This window comes from Caulobacter sp. GW822-FHT07D08 (genome assembly GCF_058798735.1).
The window spans coordinates 37,160-56,155 of sequence record NZ_JBXAKU010000026.1; the positions used below are offsets into that span (position 1 = coordinate 37,160).

An 18,996-nucleotide genomic window follows, 5' to 3' on the forward strand; every position below is an offset into this window, starting at 1 on the left:
CCTATCGAGAACTCCATGCAGACCAAGCCCAGCATCATCCCGGCGGATACGTCCCTGCCGTCGCTCGCCAACGTGAAGGCCGACGAGACCATGTTCGGACATTTCCTGGACTGGCTGGGCAAGCTGGCGGTGAACCTGGTGGTCGCCGCCCTGATCCTGCTGGTCACCTTCTGGGTAGCTGGCTGGGCGGCGCGGGTCATCCGCAGGGGCCTGGGCCGGGTGCATCGGAACAATCCCGACCCGACCCTGGAGAGCTTCGGCGCCTCGCTGGTGCGCTATGCGGTGATCGCCGTCGGCCTGGTGGCGGTGCTGCAGCAGCTGGGCGTGCAGACCACCTCGATCATCGCGGTGCTGGGCGCGGCGTCGCTGGCCATCGGCCTGGCCCTGCAAGGCGCCCTCTCGAACGTCGCGGCGGGGGTGATGATCCTGCTGTTCCGGCCCTACCGCGTGGGCGACTATATCGAGACGGTGACGCGCCAGGGCACGGTGAAGTCCCTGGACCTGCTGTTCACCGAGATCGCCACCCCCGACAACGTCAAGGTGATGATCCCCAACAGCAAGGTGTTCGGCGACGTGATCCTGAACTATTCCAGCCACCGCAGCCGCCGGGCCGACGTGTTGTTCAAAGTGCCGCTGAAGACGGACCTCGTCATGGTGCTCAAGCGCCTGCGCGAGCGGGCCGAGAGCGACGCGCGCATCCGCAAGGAGCCGGCGGTGATGATCGAGGTCGTCGACCTGTCGGAAGCGTTCGCCCAGGCCGCGATCCGGGTCTGGACGGCGGCCGCCGACTTCGGCCCGGTCAAGACCGACCTGATGCTGGCCGCCCATCTGCTGGCCGAGGACCCCGCTCGCGACGATCTTCCGCCGCCGCGCCCGACCAAGGCCAAGGATCCCTCACCCGCCATGCCGGGCGAGGGAGAGCACCATCACCTGCTCAGCCTGATAAAGCCGCGTCGAGGTCGGAAATCAGGTCCCGGCAAGACTCAATCCCCACCGAAAGCCTGATCAGGCCGTCCGAAATGCCCAGGGCCGCGCGCTGATCGGCCGGGATCGAGGCGTGGGTCATGATCGCCGGATGCTCGATCAGGCTCTCCACCCCGCCCAGGCTCTCGGCCAACGTGAAGAGCTGCGTGCGCTCCAGCATCCGGCGCGCGGGGGCGAGGCCGCCCCTTACCTCGGCCGAGATGACGCCGCCGAAGCCGCCGGTCATCTGGCGCCTGGCCAGGTCGTGCTGCGGGTGGCTTTCCAGGCCTGGATAGATGACGCGCTCGATGGCCGGGTGCTGTTCCAGCCACCGGGCGATCTCAAGCGCGCTGTCGCAGGCGCGCTGCATCCGCAGGGCCAGGGTCTTGACCCCGCGCAGCGCCAGGAAGCTGTCGAACGGGCCGAGCACCGAGCCGACGGCGTTCTGCAGGAACTTCATCCTGTCGGCGAGCTCGGCGTTGTCGCCGACCACCGCCACGCCCGCGACCACGTCGGAGTGGCCGTTCAGGTACTTGGTCGCCGAGTGCATGACGATGTCGAAGCCCAGCTCCAGCGGCCGCTGAATGAACGGGCTGGCGAAGGTGTTGTCGGCGACTGTGACGAGGTCGTGTTTCTTGGCCAGGGCCGCGATGGCGGCCAGGTCCGCCAGGCGCAGCATCGGGTTGGTCGGGGTCTCCACCCAGATCATCCGCGTCGCCGGGGTGATCGCCGCCTCGACGGCCGCCAGGTCCGCCATGTCCACGAAGCTGAAGGAGAGGCCCGCCGAGCGCTTGCGCACCTTGTCGAACAGCCGGAACGAGCCGCCATAGAGGTCGTCGCTGGCGATCACGTGCGCGCCGCTGTCCAGCGTCTCCAGGATCGTGGAGGCCGCCGCCAGGCCCGAGGCGAAGGCGAAACCGGCCGCCCCGCTCTCCAGGTCGGCGATACAGCGCTCGAAGGCGAAGCGGGTCGGGTTGTGGCTGCGGCTATATTCGAAGCCCTTGTGCTCGCCAGGACTGGCTTGAGCGTAGGTCGAGGTGGCGTAGATCGGCACCATGACCGCGCCGGTGGTCGGGTCGGGAAACTGGCCGCCGTGGATGGTCCGCGTGGCGAAGTCCAGGCGGTTCTTGCCGGGGATGTCGGTCATGCGGGTCCTTCAGGCGCTGAGGCGCAGGTGATTGATCAGGTCGACGCGGGTGATCACACCTAGGAACTCCTCCCCGTCGACCACAAGCGCTACCTCGTCGCGATCGAACACCTCGGGCAGGTCATCGACGCTCTGATGGGCCTGCAGGGTGTTGATCGCGCGGGTCATGGCCGCGCCGACCAGGGTCTTGAAGCGCGGAGCCTCATCGCCCGCCTCGACCGCGGCCAGCACGTCGCTCTCGTCGAGGATGCCGACCAGCTTGCCGTGGTCGACCACGGGCAACTGGCTGATGTCGGACGAGCGCATGCGGTTATATGCGGTCAATAGCGTGTCGTCGGGCCCGATGGCGATGACGCCGCCCTCGGCGTAGCGCTTGGCGATCAGGTCGCGCAGGTCGCCGTGCAGCTCGCGACCGTCGAAGCCGTGCGCCGCCAGCCAGAAGTCGTTGAACATCTTGGTCAGGTACTTGCCGCCGGTGTCGCAAACGAAGGTCACGACCCGCTGGGGCTGGGCCTGCTCGCGGCAGTATTTCAGCGCCGCCGCCAGCAGGCAGCCCGAGGACGAGCCCCCGAGAATCCCTTCCTTCTTCAGCAACAGTCGGGCGGTGTCGACGCTCTCTCGGTCGCTGATCGAATAGGCCTGGGAGACCAGGTCCATCTGGGCGTTGTCGGGAATGAAGTCCTCGCCGATGCCCTCGACGATCCAGCTGCCGGCCTCGCCGAAGGTTCCGGTCTCCACATAGTCGCGCAGGATCGAGCCGACCGGATCGGCCAGCACCATCCTGGTCTTGGGCGAGTGGGCCTTCATGTAGCGGCCAATGCCGGTGAGCGTGCCGCCCGAGCCGACGCCGACGACGATGGCGTCGATGTCGCCCTCCATCTGGGTCAGCAGCTCGGGCGCCGTGGTGGTCTCGTGCGCCAGCGGATTGGCCGGGTTCTCGAACTGGTTGGCGTAGAGCGACCCGGGGATCGACTGGGCCAGGGTCTGGGCCATGTCCTGATAGTATTCAGGGTGGCCCTTGCCGACGTCGCTGCGGGTCAGGCGCACGTCCACGCCCATGGCCCGCAGGTGCAGGATCTTCTCCCGCGCCATCTTGTCGGGGACGATCAGGATCAGCTTGTAGCCCTTGAGGGCCGCCACCTGCGCCAGGCCCAGGCCCGTATTGCCGGCCGTCGCCTCGATGATCGTGCCGCCGGGCTTCAGCCGGCCGTCGGCCTCGGCCGCCTCGATCATCGAACGGGCGACGCGGTCCTTGATCGAACCGCCCGGGTTCTGGTTTTCGAGCTTGAGGAAAAGCCGGCACGGGCCGGTGTCGAGGCGCCTGACCTCGACCATGGGCGTGCGGCCGATCAGGTCGAGCGCGGAACCGGCAATGCCGGGAAGGCCCAATTTAGGGTCGTTCATGGCGCAGCTCCGCAGCCTGGTGAAACGATTTCCCCCAGCTAGGCCTGTTTTTTAAAAGAAGGGAAGAGGGCCAGGGCCGTCGGACATAGGGGTTCGTTCGGGATTTACGAAGGATCACACCCCTCATAGCCTCGTTATATGACCGACGTCTTCGCCGCCGATTTCGAGGATCTGTTCCGCGGGACCTACCGGGCCGCCGTCCGGCGCGTGCGCGACAAGCGCGAACGGCTATCGCCCGAAGCCGTGGCGTTGATCGATTATTTCCGTGTCTTCGTCGCCCACCTGAAAGGAGTCCGCCCATGAGCCACGCTTGCGAAAGCTGCGGCATGCCGATCGAGTCCGGTCCCTATTGCCAGTACTGCGTCGACGAGACCGGCGCGCTGCAGGACTTCCCGACCCGCTTCGAGCGCATGGTGCAGTGGCGGGAGCGGCGCGGCAGCTCGCGCGCCCAGGCTGAAACCGAGACGATCATCTACATGTCGAAGATGCCGGCCTGGAAGGACCATCCCGAGGTCCAGGCCCGCCTTTTGGCTTAAGGTCAGGCCGTCCCGGCCGTGCCACGCTGGTTCAGCCACTCGCTGGCGAACTTGCGGGAAAGGCAGACGTCCTCGAAAACCACCCGCCGCAACTGGCCCAGGAACTCGGGCGCGTCGTGGACGATCACGAACGGAAAGTCATTGGCCGACAGGAAACCGTGGAGGAATCGCGAGAAGCGGTCGGCCTCTTCGGGGCCGGCCAGGCGAACTTCGGTCTCGGCGACGGTCGGAACCATGTGCGTGGCCCTCTGTGAACGGACCAAGACTTAACGCACGAACTCGCATTTGCGAACCAGCTTCGCCCCTGCGAAATAAACTGTGATCACTTGATCGCCTCCCGGGCGAGCGGAAACCCGCCCGGAACGCGCAATCCCTTACAGGACAGCCTTAGAGGATAGACTGGCCGGTCGAGGCCCAGTCCTTCAGGAACTGTTCGAGACCCTTGTCGGTCAGCGGGTGCTTGTAGAGCTCGGCGAACACCGCCGGCGGGATGGTCACGACGTCGGCGCCGATAATCGCGGCTTCCTTGACGTGAGCGGCGTTGCGCACCGAGGCGGCCAGAATCTCGGTCTCGTAGCCGTAGTTGTCATAGATCGCGCGGATGTCGCGGATCAGGTCCATGCCGTCGAAGCCGTAGTCGTCCAGGCGGCCGATGAACGGCGAGATGTAGGTCGCGCCGGCCTTGGCGGCCAGCAGGGCCTGGGTCGCCGAGAAGCACAGGGTGACGTTGGTCTTGATCTCTTCGTCGGCGAAGGCGGCGCAGGCGATCAGGCCGTCGCGGGTCAACGGGATCTTGACCACCACGTTCGGGGCGATCTTGGCCAGCTTCTGGCCTTCGGCGATCATGGCGTCCGCCGTGGTGGCGGCCACTTCGGCGCTGATCGGACCCGGGACGATGTCACAGATCTCGGCGATCACTTCCAGCATCGGTCGGCCCGACTTGGCGATCAGGGTCGGGTTGGTGGTCACGCCGTCGATCAGGCCGGTCGAGGCCAGGTCGGCGATCACCTTGGTGTCGGTGCTGTCGAGGAAGATCTGCATGGTCGCTCGCGCTGCTCTTCTATGTCGGGAGTTGCGCCGGTTTAGCCCGAGCGGCGGCTTCACGCCAGACTTGTCAGACCCACGCGGCGGGGTCCGCCACGAGCCGGTCGGCCGTGCGCTCGACGGCCGTGCGCCAGGCTTCGGGCCTGAAGCCGAACACCTTCTGGAGCTTGCCGGTGTCCAGGGGCGAACGCGGCGGGCGCGGCGCGGGCTCGACGAAGGCGACCTGGCTCGTCCGTTCCAGGCGCGCCTTGGCCAATGGATCGCGGTCGATCGCCGCCTTGGCGAAATCGAAGCGGCTGGTCTCGCCGGCATTGGCGAAGTGGAACAGGCCGAACGCCGGGTCCTCGGCGGACGCTTTCGCCCAGCGCGGCGCGGTCGCGATCAGGAAATCGGCCAGGCCCTCGCCGTCGGTCGGCGTTCCGAACTGGTCGGCGACGATCCTCAGCACCTCGCGCTCGCGCGCCAGGCGCAGCATGAAGCTCACATAGTTTCGACCATACCTGGAAAAGACCCACGAGATCCGCAGCACCGTCGTCCGCGGATAGGCCAGAACCGCCTGCTCGCCGGCCAGCTTGGAGCGGCCGTAGACATTGATCGGCCGCGCCGCGTCGGTCTCGACATAGGGCCGATCGGTCAGACCGTCGAACACCGCATCGGTCGACAGATGCACGAACGGCAGGTCCCGCTCGGCGCAGGCGGCGGCCATGGCCCCGGGCGCCGCGGCGTTGACCGCGAAGGCCTCGTCGGGCCGGGCCTCGGCGGGGTCGACATGGGTAAAGGCGGCGGTGTTGAGCACGAGGTCACAGTCGGCGGCCAGGATCGCGGCGCGGACAGCCGAGGAATTTTCCAGGTCGCAGTCGACGCGGGAGAGGGCGATGACGTCTGCTCGCCCCTGGGCGGCGGCCTGAACCGCCGTGGCCACCTGACCCGTTCGGCCAAACTGCAGGATCTTCATTTCAGGGCGGGAACCCGCTCGCCCAATACCTGGCCGATGAAGGTCCTCAGGTTGCCGCCTTTGAACAGATAACCCGGCAGGCCCGCGCGAGCGCCCGCCTCCACGTCGATATGACGATCGCCGATGATCACCGCCTCGTCCGGCGCGAGGGCCCATTCGGCCAGACCGCGAAGCACCATGCCGGGATTGGGTTTGCGGTCCGGATGGTCGGCCACCCGGTATTCTTCCACGACAGCCGTCTCGTGGAACGGCGAGTGATAGAAGGCGTCAATCCGACCGCCTCGTTCGGCCAGTTGGTCCTGCATGGCGGCATGGAACCGGTCCATCTGCGTCTGGTCGAAATAGCCACGACCGATGCCCGACTGGTTGGTCACCACCAGCACCTTGAGCCCCGCCTGGGTCATCGCCGCCACCGCCTCGCGGGCGCCGTCGATCCAGGTCAGCTTGGCGGGATCGGAGACATAGCCGTGGTCGACGTTCAGCACGCCGTCCCGATCCAGGAACACGGCCTTCAGAGGAGGGAGAGCGGCAGGGCTGGTCATGACGCGAGCACTACCCCGAGCGGCGGCGAAACACCACGCCTCCGTCTTGGCCTCGTCGCGCAAGCTCCCTAGAAGAAGGCGATCCTCTGGAGCTCTCGATGACCGCCTTCGCCGACGCCGCCCGCCTGCGCGACCGCCTGAAGACCTGGGCTCTGGAAGCCGCCTATCCGCTGTGGTGGGAGACCGGCGCCGACCACGTGAAGGGCGGCTTCTTCGAGAAGATCGATCTCGACGGCCATCCGGTGGACGGCCCGCGTCGCGGCCGCGTGCTGCCCCGACAGATCTTTTCCTACGCCCTGGCCGGCGAGCTGGGCTGGACCGGCCCGTGGCGCGAGGCGGTCGCCCATGGCCTGACCTTCTACCTGAAGGCCTATCGCCGGCCCGACGGCCTGTTCCGCGCCCTGGTCGGGCCAAATGGCGAGAGCCTCGACGACACCGCCGATCCCTACGACCAGGCTTTCGCCATGTTCGCCCTGGCGGCCGTGGCCAAGGCGCTACCGGACCGTAAGGCCGAGGCCAAGGCGGTCGCCGTCCATGTCCGCGACATGTTGTACGCCGAGCGCAAGCACCCGCTGGGCGGCTTCCACCAGACCAACCCGCCGACCACGCCGCTGCAATCGAACCCGCACATGCACCTGTTCGAGGCGATGCTGGCCTGGAACGAGGTCGACGACGATCCGGCCTGGCGCGCCCTGGCCGACGAGATCGGCGGTTTGGCGCTGACCAAGTTCATTCACGCGAAGAGCGGCCAGATTCGCGAGTTCTTCGACCTCGACTGGAATCCGGCGCCGGGCGTCGAGGGCCGCATCTGCGAGCCGGGCCACCAGTTCGAATGGGGCTGGCTGCTGCTGCGCTGGGGCAGGCTGGCCGGCCGCGACGACGCGATCGCCGCCGCCCTGAAGATGATCGAGGCCGGCGAGACGCATGGCGTGGACCTGGCGCGCGGCGTGGCGGTCAACGCCCTGCTGGACGACTACTCGATCCACGACGACAGCGCCCGTCTCTGGCCCCAGACCGAGCGGATCAAGGCCTCGGTGCTGGCCGCCCAGATCACCGGCGAGGCCCGCTGGTGGGACATGGCCGCCGCGGGCGCGGAAGGCCTGATGACCTATCTGCGCACGCCCGTCCCCGGCCTGTGGCGCGACAAATACCAGCCCGACGAGACGTTCGTGGAGGAGCCGGCGCCGGCCAGCTCCTTCTACCACATCACCTGCGCGATCGCGGAATTCGACCGGGCGGTCAGCGCGGTTTCGTAACCAGGAGTGTGGCGGCGCCGATGGCGCGCGCCCGGGTCTCGGCGTCCAGCGGGATCAGGGCGCCGGCGGCGTAGACGTCACCGTCCATCTCCAGCACGCCTTCCAGCACCTGCACGGTCGACGCCGGCAAGGCCACCGTCTCCCCCCCAGGAACGCGGCGCAGCTCGACGTCGAAGCCGTCGGTCGAGACCAGGGTCTCGGTCCCGTTCGGCGCGGCGCTCTTGCGCGAGGCGATCGAACGGCCCTTGGCCTTCAGGCCATCGACCAAGGTCTTCACCGCTTGGCTGTCCTTGCGGTGGCAGACGAGAACCGCGTCGGCCTCGACCACCACGACGATGTCGCTGACGCCGATCACGCCGACATAGGGTCCCGTGGTGCGGACCAGGACGTTCGTGGCGCCGTGCAGGTCGACGTCGCCGTCATGGGCGTTGCCGTCATGGTCCCGGATCGACGCTTCCCAGATCGCGTCCCAGGCGCCCAGGTCCGACCAGGCGAAGGCGGCGGGCGCGACGGCGGCCTTCTGGGTGCGCTCCATCACCGCGTAGTCGAGGGAGATCTTCTTGGCCTGGCCAAAGGCTTCGCGGTCCAGGCGACCGATTCCGGCCTCCAGCGTCAGAGCGGCGGCGCAGGCCTTGGCGGCGTCGGCGACGGTCGGCTCGAAGGCCTCGAACTCGCCCATCAGCGTGGCGGCCTTGAAGGCGAAGTTTCCGCTGTTCCAAAGATAGCCTTCAAGCACATAGCGCTCGGCGGTCTCGCGGTCCGGCTTCTCGACGAAGGCGGCGACGGCGTTGACCGAGCCGTCCAGCAGCGCGTCGCCGGGACGGATGTAGCCGAAGCCGGTCGCCGGCGACGTCGGCCGCACGCCGAAGGTGACGATCAGGTCGCTCTCGGCGGCCCGAGCCGCGATCACGGCGGCTTCGCCGAAGATCTCCGGCTCGGCGATATGGTGGTCGGCGGCCAGCATCAGCACGACGCCGTCCGGGTCCTGGCCTTGCACGTAGGCGGCGGCGGCGGCCACGGCCGGGGCGCTGTCGCGGGCTTCGGGCTCCACCAGGATGGTCACCCAGGCGCCAATCTCGGCGGTCTGCTCGGAGACGAAGCCGACCATGGCCTCGCCGGTGACAATGACGATCTCGGCGACGCCGGGAATGTCCTTCACCCGCAGCACCGTTTCCTGGAACGACGAGCGATCGCCGACCAGCTTCAGGAACTGCTTGGGCTGGTCGCTGCGCGACGCGGGCCAAAGTCGCGTGCCTGAGCCGCCGCACAGGATCACCGGATAGATCGATGCCAAGTTAAACCCCACCACGTCGCAGTCTTTGACCCTGATAGGGCCTTATTGCGAAGGGTGCTTAAAGGCAAAGCGCAACAGAACGAAGAGTTTTCCTCAGCTTGGCGTCCCAGCGTGCAGTTCGGCCAGCCAGGCGTCGGCGGTGACATCCGACGGCATCCGCCAGTCGCCGCGCGGCGACAGCGCGCCGCCCGATGAGATCTTGGGACCGTTCGGCACGGCCGAGCGCTTGAACTGGTTGGCGAAGAACCGCTTCAGGAAGAGCTCCAGCCAGGTCTTGATCTCGGCCAGGTCATAGGCGCGGCGGGCGTCTTCCGGCAGGCCGACCGGCCAGCCGCCGGCCTCGGCGTCATGCCAGGCGGTCCAGGCCAGGAAGGCGATCTTGGACGGCGCCATGCCGTAACGTGTCATGTAGTAGAGGTTGAAATCCTGCAGGGCGTAGGGGCCGACGAAGCTCTCGGTGGCCTGGGTCTTCTCCCCCGGCACCAGTTCCGGCGAGATTTCGGTGGCCAGGATGTCCTCCAGCAGCCCCGTCGTGGCCGCGTCGACGTCACCGGAATGGGCCACGAAGCGGATCAGATGCTGGATCAGCGTCTTGGGCGCCCCGCAATTGGGATTGTAGTGGCTCATGTGGTCGCCGACGCCGTAGGTGCACCAGCCCAGGGCCAGTTCGGACAAGTCGCCGGTGCCGACCACCAGGGCGGCGTTGTGGTTGGCCAGGCGGAACAGATAGTCGGTGCGCAGGCCCGCCTGAACGTTCTCGAAGGTCACGTCATAGACTGGTTCGCCGCGCCCGAACGGGTGGTCGAGGTCCTTTAGCATCTGGGTCGCGGCCGGACGGATGTCGAGCTCGGCGGCCGTCACCCCCATGGCCCGCATCAGCGCCCAGGCGTTGTCCTTCGTGCGATCCGAGGTCGCGAAGCCCGGCAGGGTGTAGGCCAGGATGTTGGTCCGAGGCAGGGAGAGCTGGTCGACCGCCTTGGCCGCCACCAGCAGCGCCTGGGTCGAATCGAGGCCGCCGGAGATGCCGATGACCAGCTTTTTCAGACCCGAAGCCTCGAGCCGCCGGGCCAGCCCCTGGACCTGGATATTGTAGGCCTCGTAGCAGTTCTCGCGCAGCTTGGCGGGATCAGAGGGGGTGAATGGAAAGCGCTCTATCGGTCGGACGAGGGCCAGGTCGCCGGCCGGCGGGTCGAAAGCGAACCCCACGGTCCGGAACGGCGCCTTGGGCGGCGAAAGCGCCATGGCGTCGCCGAAGCTGCCGACCCGCATCCGCTCCTGGCGCAGGCGATCGACGTCGATGTCGGCGAATGTCCAGGCCGGGCCGGTCGAGAACCGCGGGCTCTGCGCCAGCAGGGCGCCCATCTCGTGGATGTCGACATGGCCGTCCCAGGCCAGATCCGTCGAGCTCTCGCCCGCCCCGGCCGCCGAATAGACATAGGCCGCGATCATCCGCGACGACTGGCTGGCGCACAGCAGACGGCGGGTCTCGGACTTGCCGATGGTGATGTTGCTGGCCGAGAGATTCAGCAAAATCTCCGCTCCGGCCATGGCCTGGGCGGTGCTGGGCGGCGTCGGGGTCCAGACATCCTCGCAGATCTCGACGCCGACGGTGAACGGCGTCACGCCCTCGCCGCGGAACAGGACGTCGGTCCCGAACGGCGCGCTCTGACCAGCCAGGGTCAGAAGTCTGCCCGTCACGCCAGCGCCCGGCGTGAACCAACGGCGCTCGTAGAACTCGCGATAGTTGGGCAGGAAGCTCTTGGGGACTACGCCCAGCACCTTGCCCCCCTGGATCGCCACGGCGGTGTTGTAGAGCCGCCCGCCGTCACGCAGCGGCGCGCCGACCACGATCATCGGCGCCAGGTCGGCGCTGGCCTCGGCCAGGGTCGCGATCGCCGCCTCGACCGCGTCCAGCAGCACGTCCTGCTGCAGCAGGTCATCGATCGTGTAGCCGCTCAGGCCCAATTCCGGGAACACGATCACCGCCACGCCGGCCTCGTGCGCCTCCTGGGCCAGAGCCAGCACGCTGCGCGCATTGGTCGCCGGATCGGCCAGCTTCACCTTGGGGACGGCGGTGGCCACGCGGACGAAGCCGTGGCGATAGGGCGAGAAGAACGACGGACTACCCAAGGAACCGGCCTTTCAGGGTTATGCTTAAATTGAGCATAAGTCTGACTTCACCTATAACGCCCCCGGACGATGTTGCATAGCGTCCTCAACATGTCGCCAGAAGCCCCGCGCGGGTTGACCCCCGGGCGCACCCATGCGAGTGCGCCCCTCGCGCAGCCCCGCAAAACATAGAAAAGACGGAAGCCCCCATGCCCGTTTCGCCCATCAAGATGGCCGACGCGATCCGCGTCCTTTCCATGGACGCCGTGCACAAGGCCAAGTCCGGCCACCAAGGCATGCCGATGGGCATGGCCGATGTGGCCACGGTCCTGTGGGGCAAGTTCCTGAAGTTCGACGCGTCTCAGCCCAATTGGCACGACCGCGACCGCTTCGTGCTGTCGGCCGGCCACGGCTCGATGCTGCTCTATTCCCTGCTTCACCTGACCGGCTTCAAGGCCGTGACGATGAAGGAGATCGAGAACTTCCGTCAGTGGGGATCGCTGACCCCCGGCCACCCGGAAGTCCACCATACTCCGGGCGTCGAGACCACCACCGGCCCGCTGGGCCAGGGCCTAGCCACCGCCGTTGGCATGGCCATGGCCGAGGCCCACCTGGCGGGCCGCTTCGGTCATGACCTGGTCGACCACCGCACCTGGGTGATCGCCGGCGACGGCTGCCTGATGGAGGGCGTCAGCCACGAAGCGATCAGCATCGCCGGCCGCCTGAAGCTGAAGAAGCTGACGGTGCTGTTCGACGACAACAACACCACCATCGACGGCGAGGCCACCATCGCCGAGACCGGCGACCAGGTCGCCCGCTTCAAGGCCGCCGGCTGGGCCGTGAAGGTCGTCGATGGCCACGACCACGGCAAGATCGCCGCCGCCCTGCGCTGGGCTGTCAAGCAGGACCGCCCGACCATGATCGCGTGCAAGACGCTGATCTCGAAGGGCGCGGGTCCGAAGGAAGGCGACCCCCACAGCCACGGCTACACCCTGTTCGACGACCAGATCCGCGACGCCCGCGTCGCCATGGGCTGGGACGCCGAGCCGTTCACCGTGCCTGGCGACATCGCCACGGCCTGGAAGAGCGTCGGTCGTCGCGGCGCCAAGGTCCGCAAGGCCTGGGAGGCCAAGCTGGCCGCCTCGACCCACGCCTCGGACTTCAAGCGCGCCATGGCCGGCGAGCTGCCCGCCGGCGCCTTTGAGGCCCTGGACGCCCACATCGCCAAGGCCCTGGAGACCAAGCCCGTCAACGCCACCCGCGTCCACTCGGGCGCCGCCCTGGATCACCTGATCCCGTCGATCCCGGAGATGATCGGCGGCTCGGCCGACCTGACCGGCTCGAACAACACCCTGGTCAAGGGCATGGGCGCGTTCGACGCGCCGGAATACACCGGCCGCTACGTCCACTACGGCGTGCGCGAGTTCGGCATGGCCGCGGCCATGAATGGGATGTCGCTGCACGGCGGCGTGATCCCGTATTCGGGCACCTTCCTGGCCTTCGCCGACTACAGCCGCGCCGCCATCCGCCTGGGCGCCCTGATGGAAGCCCGCGTCATCCACGTGATGACCCACGACTCCATCGGCCTGGGCGAGGACGGTCCTACCCACCAGCCGGTGGAACAGGTCGCCTCCCTGCGCGCCATCCCGAACCTGCTGGTCTTCCGTCCCGCCGACGCGGTCGAAGCCGCCGAGTGCTGGAAGGTCGCCCTGCAGCATCCGCGCACCCCGTCGGTCATGACCTTGTCGCGCCAGAAGACCCCGCATGTCCGCGTGTCGGGTGGCGATCTGTCGGCCAAGGGCGCCTATGAGCTGCTGGCCGCCGAAGGCGGCGAAGCGGAAGCGACGATCTTCGCCTCGGGCACCGAGGTCGGCATCGCCGTCGCCGCGCGCGACATCCTGCAGGCCAAGGGCAAGCCGACCCGCGTCGTCTCGACCCCCTGCTGGGAGCTGTTCGCCCAGCAGGACGCCGCCTACCAGGCTTCGGTCATCGGGACGGCGCCCGTCCGCGTGGCCGTCGAGGCCGGCATCAAGATGGGCTGGGAGCGCTTCATCGGCGAGGACGGCAAGTTCGTCGGCATGAAGAGCTTCGGCGCCTCGGCCCCGTTCGAGCGTCTCTACAAGGAGTTCGGCATCACCGCCGAAGCCGTCGCCGAAGCGGCTCAATAAAGGCTGTTATCCCGGACGCGCTCGCGCGCGCCGGGAGCTCGGCGTCTGTCGCGGTCCCGGCTCGGCGCGCCACGCGCTTGGCCGGGATGACAATTTAGAACTCCACCCCGATCCGCAGGATCGCCACCAGGGCGTGGCCCACACCGCTTTCGGCGCCAGGATCCATCAAGTACTGGATGTCTGGCTGGATCGTGACCGGACCGACCTTGTCCGCATAGGTCACTTCGATCGCGCTTTCAGCATGCCGCAGGCGCAGGCCAGCATCGATGGCGTTGTCGCGGTACTTTCCCGACAGGAACGCCTGGTTGACGCCGATCGAAAAGGCGCTGTCGGGCCGGCCCTCGAAGACGTGCTCCACCAGCATGCCCGCCTGCCAGCCGCCTCTGAAGGCGGTGGTGTCGCCGTCGGAGACGCCCAGGCGGGCGAAGGCGGTGGTCCTGCGCACATCCGCCTCGCCCGTCAGGTGGCGCTCCAGCAGCATATAGGCGCCCTGCGCCGTCGCCGGGGCGGGATCGCCGGACGGGGCCAGGAAACGGATGTCGTCCTGCTTGTCGGTATAGCGCCACGCGCCGAACGCCAGCTTGCCCCGACCCTGCCAACCGGCCTCGGCGATCAGCAGCAGGCCGTTGTCGAGCGAGGTCTTGATCCCGCCCGGGTCACCCAGCACGCCCGCATTGGCGTTCAAGGCCGCCGCCTGGGCATAGACATGCTCGTTCGGCGTCCAGCGCACGCGCACGGCCAGGGCCGTGGAGGGGAAGATCGACGGACCATTCGGACCGGTGGCCGCCAGCTCCGAACCGATGCCGAAGGCTGGGGCCAGCAGCAGGCCGGCGCTGTCGTTGGCATAGAATTCGCTGTTGAGATCATAGAGGCCGGCGCGGACCGACGCCTTGTCGCCGAAGCCCTGCTCGACCCAGGCCTCGAACAGGCGGGCGCGCTGGCGGGCGACCTCGATGTTGTCGACGCCCTGCAGCGTGCCCGCGTCGTCATTGGGCGTGGCGCCGCTGTTGTTCAGAATCTCGAAATGAGCGCTCGCGCCTCTCCAACCGACGGCCTTGTCGAGGTCAAGGTCGCCGAAGACCTGCAAGTCGTCCAGAACACGGCCGCGCTTGGCGAGGCCCCCGCTGACCGTGCCGGCGAGGTCGGCGGTATAGCTTCCGCTGAGCTTGAAGGCGCGATCCTCGGCGTGGGCGCCCTGGGCGGCCAGGCTCCCGGCGGCGATCAAGAGCGCCGCGGCGGCGGCCGCGCGATTGACGGCTCGGTTGGTCGTAGTCTGACGCATTCTCAGCCCCCGCTGACCCGACACTCGATCGGGCGGTACGGTCATCGCTCGGAAGGGGGCGCCATCCGGTAAACCCGGCCTGTGGCGTGTCGTCGCACGCCACTCAAGCGCAAAGGTAAGAACCTGCGGAAGACTGCTGGCGATAGTCCAGAATCATGGGCTGCGGATTCTCGCTTAGGCGTGACGCCTCTCGCCGGGACCCGTTGTCACGCGCTGCGGATTCGAAGAAGGATTGCAATGGCTTGAGATGAAGCCGCAAACTACGCCCAACGACACCGAACAAAGGTGCGCGGCTCAGGGAGGAGCGGGTGCCGGAAACCGTCAAGAAAAGGCATGCCGCCCATGTGCGCGACGTGCTGTCCGACGGTTCCGCGGCGGCGCGATCGGCGCTGGCCGCATCCTGGAAAAGATCGTTCTCCTGGTATGGCTTGAACCCCGAGGACATGACCGCGCCGCGCGTTCTGAGCGAACGCGAATTGCGGGAGGCGCGGGAGCGCATCGAACCCCTCCTGGACGCGGCCCAGTCGACGCTCGACAGGCTGTTCCTGGCCGTGGGCTCCACCGGGTGCTGCGTTCTGTTCACCGATCGCCAGGGCGTTCCCGTCGATCGGCGCGGCGCGGACGTCGACGACGAGACCTTCCACCGCTGGGGTCTGTGGACCGGCGCGGTGTGGAGCGAGGAAGCCGAAGGCACCAACGGCATCGGCACCTGCCTGGCCGAGGAGCGCGCGCTCACCATCCACCGCGATCAGCATTTCCATGCGCGCAACACCGCGCTGAGCTGCACGGTGGCGCCCATCTACGATCATCAGGGACGGTTGGCCGGCGCCTTGGATGTCTCGTCGTGCCGGGCCGATCTCACGGAAGGCTTCGTCGGCCTGATCTCGGCCGCCGTTCTGGATGCGGCGCGGCGCATCGAGCTCGAGCATTTCCGGCGAATGTTCGTGGGCGCGCGCTTGATCGTGGTCGAGGGAACCAAGCACGGCGGCGGCGTGGTGGCGGTCGATCGCGACGATCTGGTGATCGGCGCGACCCGCGATGCGCGTCTCAGCTATGGCCTGACCGACGCGCGCCTGGCCGGCCGACTGCACGTGGACGAACTGCTCTTTCCAGAGTCGGCTCTGGAGCAGGACCTGCTTCACCTTGAACGGTCGGGCGTGCAGCGCGCCCTGGCCCTGACCTCGGGCAACGTCTCCGCCGCGGCGAAGGCTCTGGGCGTCAGCCGGGCGACCCTGCATCGCAAGTTGGCGCGCCTGGGCCTGACCCAACGCCGCTAGGGCGTGGCGGCCGAAAGTGTGAGCGGTTTCGGCGCCTGCCACGCTCTAAGTGTTCGAGATAGAGCCCGGAAACTGTCTCACCCATGCGACAGTTGCTCTCGGCGGTTGGGCGCCAGGCCTGACAAACGTCGAGGCGTTGGCGGATGCTTTCCTCTTGACGCCGAACACGGCGCGACAGGAGGAAGCCATGACCAAAGCCGAGTTCACGCGCACAGCCAAGCCGCCGTTCAAAGCGCGCTATGGCAACTTCATCGGCGGCCGATGGGTCGAGCCGACCGCGGGCCGCTATTTCGAGAACACTTCGCCGGTCAATGGCCGCGTCCTCTGTGAGATCGCCCGCTCCGACGCCGCCGACATCGACCTGGCCCTGGACGCCGCGCATGCCGCCAAGGCCGCCTGGGGCGCGGCCAGCGTCACCGAACGCGCCAACCTGCTGACCCGCATCGCCCAGGTGATGGAAGACAACCTGCCGCTGCTGGCCGCCGCCGAGACCTGGGACAACGGCAAGCCGATCCGCGAGACGACCGCCGCCGACCTGCCGCTGGCGATCGACCACTTCCGCTACTTCGCCGGCTGCATCCGCGCCCAGGAGGGCGGCATCTCCGAGATCGACCACGATACGGTCGCCTATCATTTCCACGAGCCGCTGGGCGTGGTCGGCCAGATCATCCCGTGGAACTTTCCGCTGCTGATGGCCTGCTGGAAGCTGGCGCCGGCCCTGGCGGCCGGCAACTGCGTGGTGCTCAAGCCCGCCGAACAGACGCCGGCCTCGATCCTGGTGCTGGCCGAGCTGATCGCCGACATCCTGCCGCCCGGCGTGCTCAACATCGTCAACGGCTTTGGCCTGGAGGCCGGCAAGCCCCTGGCCTCCAGCCCGCGCATCGCCAAGATCGCCTTCACCGGCGAGACCTCGACCGGTCGGCAGATCATGCAGTACGCCAGCCAGAACCTGATCCCGGTCACCCTGGAGCTGGGCGGCAAGTCGCCGAACATCTTCTTCAAGGACGTGATGGCCGAAGACGACGACTATCTCGACAAGGCCGTCGAGGGCTTCGTGATGTTCGCTCTCAACCAGGGCGAGGTCTGCACCTGCCCCAGTCGGGCGCTGATCCACGAGGACATCTACGACGCGTTCATGGCGCGCGCCCTCAAGCGCGTCGAGGCGATCGTCCAGGGCGATCCGCTGGACCCGGCCACCATGATCGGCGCCCAGGCGTCCGGCGAGCAGCTGGAGAAGATCCTCGGCTATATCGACATCGGCCTCGCCGAGGGCGCCGAACTGCTGGCCGGCGGCGCGCGCAGCGACCTGCCGGGCGATCTGGCCGGCGGCTTCTACGTCAAGCCGACGGTGTTCAAGGGCCACAACCGGATGCGGATCTTCCAGGAAGAGATCTTCGGCCCAGTGCTGTCGGTGACCACCTTCAAGACCGACGAAGAGGCCCTGGCGATCGCCAATGACACGCTCTACGGCCTGGGCGCCGGGGTGTGGAGCCGGGACGCCAATCGCTGCTACCGCTTTGGCCGCGCCATCCAGGCGGGCCGGGTCTGGACCAACTGCTATCACGCCTATCCCGCCCACGCGGCGTTCGGCGGCTACAAGTCGTCAGGCATCGGTCGTGAGAACCACCGGATGATGCTGGATCATTATCAGCAGACCAAGAACATGCTGGTCAGCTACAGTTCCAAGAAGCTCGGCTTCTTCTAGCGCGCCGCGCCGACTTGACGCGGCGTCGGCATCCCCCGGCGCCGCAACCTCTTCGATATGAAAGGATATCATCATGGCCAAAACCATGAAGGCCGCCGTCGTGCGCGAATTTGGCAAGCCGCTGATCATCGAGGACGCGCCGATCCCCGAGCCGGGTCCCGGCGAGATTCAAGTGCGCATCCAGGCTTCCGGCGTCTGCCACACCGACCTGCACGCGGCGGAGGGCGACTGGCCCGTAAAACCCAACCCGCCCTTCATTCCTGGTCACGAGGGCGTCGGCTTCGTCTCGGGCGTCGGCGCCGGGGTCAAGATCGTGAAGGAAGGCGACCGCGTCGGCGTGCCCTGGCTCTACAGCACCTGCGGCCACTGCAAGCATTGCCTGGGCGGCTGGGAAACCCTGTGCGAGTCCCAGCAGAACACCGGCTATTCGGTCAATGGCGGCTTCGCCGACTATGTCGTGGCCGATCCCAACTTCGTGGGCCATCTGCCCAAGGCGATTTCGTTCAACGAGATCGCGCCGGTGCTCTGTGCTGGGGTCACGGTCTATAAGGGCCTGAAGGTGACCGACACCAAGCCCGGCGACTGGGTGGTGATCTCCGGCGTCGGGGGCCTGGGCCACATGGCGGTGCAATACGCCAAGGCCATGGGCCTGAACGTCGCGGCGGTCGATATCGACGACGCCAAGCTGGACCTGGCCCGCGCGCTGGGCGCGACCATCACGGTCAACGCCCGGACCGTCGCCGACCCGGCGGCGGAGATCAAGAAACAGACCAGCGGCGGCGCCCAGGGCGTGCTGGTCACGGCGGTTTCGCCGATCGCCTTCAAGCAGGCCCTGGGCATGGTCTCGCGCGGCGGGACGGTGGCGCTGAACGGACTGCCGCCCGGCGATTTCCCGCTCTCGATCTTCGACATGGTGCTGAACGGGATCACCGTGCGCGGCTCGATCGTCGGCACTCGCCTGGACCTGCAGGAGGCCCTGGACTTCGCCGCCGACGGCAAGGTCAAGGCCACGATCAGCACCGCGCGCCTGGACGACGTCAACACGGTCTTCGACCGCATGCGCAAAGGCCAGATCGAAGGCCGCGTCGTGCTGGACCTGAGCCAGTAGGGCGCAGGGCCTCATGGGGGCGTGACGGGGTGCGCCGACACTCCATCGCGCCCCTTCACACGTCAGAAAAAAATGCCAAAGGGAGTAGAGGGCGTGAGCGACGGACAGGTTTTCCCGGTTTCCGAGGAACTGGCGCGGGGCGCCCATATCGACGCGGCCGCCTATGAGGCCGCCGTGGCCCGGGTCGAGACCGATCCGGAAGGCTA

Annotated in this window: 17 protein-coding genes; 8 read left to right on the top strand and 9 right to left on the bottom strand. The window is 67.6% G+C overall.

All coding sequences use genetic code 11. The features are described from left to right. Window positions 1-15: 15 nt before the first annotated feature. On the top strand, window positions 16-1,005 hold the full coding sequence (locus tag AC1RJ9_RS26480; protein ID WP_492841445.1) for a mechanosensitive ion channel family protein: 990 nt from the start codon (window positions 16-18) through the stop codon (window positions 1,003-1,005). Here AC1RJ9_RS26480 and AC1RJ9_RS26485 read toward each other — a convergent pair. Both AC1RJ9_RS26485 and AC1RJ9_RS26490 read right to left on the bottom strand, forming a co-directional pair. Beyond that, window positions 935-2,110 carry a trans-sulfuration enzyme family protein gene (locus AC1RJ9_RS26485; RefSeq protein WP_492841447.1) on the bottom strand — a complete coding sequence of 392 codons (1,176 nt, stop codon included), beginning with the start codon at window positions 2,108-2,110 and terminating at the stop codon, window positions 935-937. The two genes, AC1RJ9_RS26480 and AC1RJ9_RS26485, sit on opposite strands and share 71 nt — an antisense overlap. Window positions 2,111-2,119: 9 nt before the next feature. Continuing rightward, window positions 2,120-3,514: a pyridoxal-phosphate dependent enzyme gene (locus AC1RJ9_RS26490; protein WP_492841449.1), complete on the bottom strand. Its 1,395-nt coding sequence runs from the start codon at window positions 3,512-3,514 to the stop codon at window positions 2,120-2,122. A 138-nt stretch (window positions 3,515-3,652) separates the two neighbouring features. Between AC1RJ9_RS26490 and AC1RJ9_RS26495 the strand changes: the two genes are divergently transcribed. Next, window positions 3,653-3,817, top strand: a complete 165-nt coding sequence (locus AC1RJ9_RS26495; RefSeq protein WP_492841451.1) for a hypothetical protein — start codon at window positions 3,653-3,655, stop codon at window positions 3,815-3,817. Continuing rightward, entirely contained in the window at window positions 3,814-4,050 is a 237-nt protein-coding gene (locus AC1RJ9_RS26500; RefSeq protein ID WP_492841453.1) for a zinc ribbon domain-containing protein, read from the top strand. The genes AC1RJ9_RS26495 and AC1RJ9_RS26500 overlap by 4 nt, the downstream gene beginning before the upstream one ends. A 2-nt stretch (window positions 4,051-4,052) precedes the next feature. On the opposite strand, the gene AC1RJ9_RS26505 is transcribed toward AC1RJ9_RS26500, so the two are convergent. The 4 genes from AC1RJ9_RS26505 to AC1RJ9_RS26520 form a co-directional block, all read right to left on the bottom strand. Continuing rightward, complete coding sequence (locus tag AC1RJ9_RS26505) at window positions 4,053-4,286, bottom strand: hypothetical protein (RefSeq protein ID WP_492841455.1); 234 nt, start codon at window positions 4,284-4,286, stop codon at window positions 4,053-4,055. Between the two features lie 151 nt (window positions 4,287-4,437). Then, on the bottom strand, window positions 4,438-5,091 hold the full coding sequence (fsa, locus tag AC1RJ9_RS26510; protein ID WP_099575270.1) for a fructose-6-phosphate aldolase: 654 nt from the start codon (window positions 5,089-5,091) through the stop codon (window positions 4,438-4,440). Window positions 5,092-5,164: 73 nt separating this feature from the next. Next, entirely contained in the window at window positions 5,165-6,049 is an 885-nt protein-coding gene (rfbD, locus tag AC1RJ9_RS26515) for a dTDP-4-dehydrorhamnose reductase (RefSeq protein ID WP_492841457.1), read from the bottom strand. Then, complete coding sequence (locus tag AC1RJ9_RS26520; protein WP_492841459.1) at window positions 6,046-6,591, bottom strand: D-glycero-alpha-D-manno-heptose-1,7-bisphosphate 7-phosphatase; 546 nt, start codon at window positions 6,589-6,591, stop codon at window positions 6,046-6,048. The genes rfbD and AC1RJ9_RS26520 overlap by 4 nt, the downstream gene beginning before the upstream one ends. Before the next feature lie 98 nt (window positions 6,592-6,689). Here AC1RJ9_RS26520 and AC1RJ9_RS26525 point away from each other — a divergent pair, with 98 nt between their 5' ends. Beyond that, window positions 6,690-7,847 carry an AGE family epimerase/isomerase gene (locus tag AC1RJ9_RS26525; RefSeq protein ID WP_492841461.1) on the top strand — a complete coding sequence of 386 codons (1,158 nt, stop codon included), beginning with the start codon at window positions 6,690-6,692 and terminating at the stop codon, window positions 7,845-7,847. On the opposite strand, the gene AC1RJ9_RS26530 is transcribed toward AC1RJ9_RS26525, so the two are convergent. Beyond that, on the bottom strand, window positions 7,831-9,141 hold the full coding sequence (locus AC1RJ9_RS26530) for a mannose-1-phosphate guanylyltransferase (protein ID WP_492841462.1): 1,311 nt from the start codon (window positions 9,139-9,141) through the stop codon (window positions 7,831-7,833). The genes AC1RJ9_RS26525 and AC1RJ9_RS26530 overlap by 17 nt on opposite strands. Before the next feature lie 93 nt (window positions 9,142-9,234). Continuing rightward, the gene (locus AC1RJ9_RS26535; protein ID WP_492841464.1) at window positions 9,235-11,271 is read right to left on the bottom strand and encodes an NAD(+) synthase; all 2,037 of its coding nucleotides are present in this window, start codon (window positions 11,269-11,271) and stop codon (window positions 9,235-9,237) included. A gap of 188 nt (window positions 11,272-11,459) precedes the next feature. On the opposite strand from AC1RJ9_RS26535, the gene tkt reads away from it, so the two are divergent. After that, window positions 11,460-13,418: a transketolase gene (gene tkt, locus AC1RJ9_RS26540; protein WP_492841466.1), complete on the top strand. Its 1,959-nt coding sequence runs from the start codon at window positions 11,460-11,462 to the stop codon at window positions 13,416-13,418. 94 nt (window positions 13,419-13,512) lie between these two features. Here the strand turns inward: tkt and AC1RJ9_RS26545 are convergent, their stop codons facing one another. After that, window positions 13,513-14,700 carry a carbohydrate porin gene (locus tag AC1RJ9_RS26545; protein ID WP_492841468.1) on the bottom strand — a complete coding sequence of 396 codons (1,188 nt, stop codon included), beginning with the start codon at window positions 14,698-14,700 and terminating at the stop codon, window positions 13,513-13,515. Between the two features lie 308 nt (window positions 14,701-15,008). Between AC1RJ9_RS26545 and AC1RJ9_RS26550 the strand changes: the two genes are divergently transcribed. From AC1RJ9_RS26550 to adhP, 3 genes are all read left to right on the top strand, one after another. Further along, a complete protein-coding gene (locus tag AC1RJ9_RS26550; RefSeq protein ID WP_492841470.1) occupies window positions 15,009-15,977 on the top strand; it encodes a GAF domain-containing protein in 969 nt (322 codons plus the stop codon). A 187-nt stretch (window positions 15,978-16,164) separates the two neighbouring features. Further along, the gene (gene adh, locus AC1RJ9_RS26555) at window positions 16,165-17,682 is read left to right on the top strand and encodes an aldehyde dehydrogenase (RefSeq protein ID WP_492841472.1); all 1,518 of its coding nucleotides are present in this window, start codon (window positions 16,165-16,167) and stop codon (window positions 17,680-17,682) included. A gap of 73 nt (window positions 17,683-17,755) precedes the next feature. Continuing rightward, window positions 17,756-18,790 carry an alcohol dehydrogenase AdhP gene (gene adhP / locus AC1RJ9_RS26560; protein ID WP_492841474.1) on the top strand — a complete coding sequence of 345 codons (1,035 nt, stop codon included), beginning with the start codon at window positions 17,756-17,758 and terminating at the stop codon, window positions 18,788-18,790. Window positions 18,791-18,996: the final 206 nt, after the last annotated feature.

Coding starts and splice junctions, on each gene's coding strand:
- AC1RJ9_RS26480 (WP_492841445.1), top strand. CDS start 16: ATGCAGACCAAGCCCAGCATCATCCCGGCGGATACGTCCCTGCCGTCG.
- AC1RJ9_RS26485 (WP_492841447.1), bottom strand. CDS start 2,110: ATGACCGACATCCCCGGCAAGAACCGCCTGGACTTCGCCACGCGGACC.
- AC1RJ9_RS26490 (WP_492841449.1), bottom strand. CDS start 3,514: ATGAACGACCCTAAATTGGGCCTTCCCGGCATTGCCGGTTCCGCGCTC.
- AC1RJ9_RS26495 (WP_492841451.1), top strand. CDS start 3,653: ATGACCGACGTCTTCGCCGCCGATTTCGAGGATCTGTTCCGCGGGACC.
- AC1RJ9_RS26500 (WP_492841453.1), top strand. CDS start 3,814: ATGAGCCACGCTTGCGAAAGCTGCGGCATGCCGATCGAGTCCGGTCCC.
- AC1RJ9_RS26505 (WP_492841455.1), bottom strand. CDS start 4,286: ATGGTTCCGACCGTCGCCGAGACCGAAGTTCGCCTGGCCGGCCCCGAA.
- fsa (WP_099575270.1), bottom strand. CDS start 5,091: ATGCAGATCTTCCTCGACAGCACCGACACCAAGGTGATCGCCGACCTG.
- rfbD (WP_492841457.1), bottom strand. CDS start 6,049: ATGAAGATCCTGCAGTTTGGCCGAACGGGTCAGGTGGCCACGGCGGTT.
- AC1RJ9_RS26520 (WP_492841459.1), bottom strand. CDS start 6,591: ATGACCAGCCCTGCCGCTCTCCCTCCTCTGAAGGCCGTGTTCCTGGAT.
- AC1RJ9_RS26525 (WP_492841461.1), top strand. CDS start 6,690: ATGACCGCCTTCGCCGACGCCGCCCGCCTGCGCGACCGCCTGAAGACC.
- tkt (WP_492841466.1), top strand. CDS start 11,460: ATGCCCGTTTCGCCCATCAAGATGGCCGACGCGATCCGCGTCCTTTCC.
- AC1RJ9_RS26545 (WP_492841468.1), bottom strand. CDS start 14,700: ATGCGTCAGACTACGACCAACCGAGCCGTCAATCGCGCGGCCGCCGCC.
- adh (WP_492841472.1), top strand. CDS start 16,165: ATGACCAAAGCCGAGTTCACGCGCACAGCCAAGCCGCCGTTCAAAGCG.
- adhP (WP_492841474.1), top strand. CDS start 17,756: ATGGCCAAAACCATGAAGGCCGCCGTCGTGCGCGAATTTGGCAAGCCG.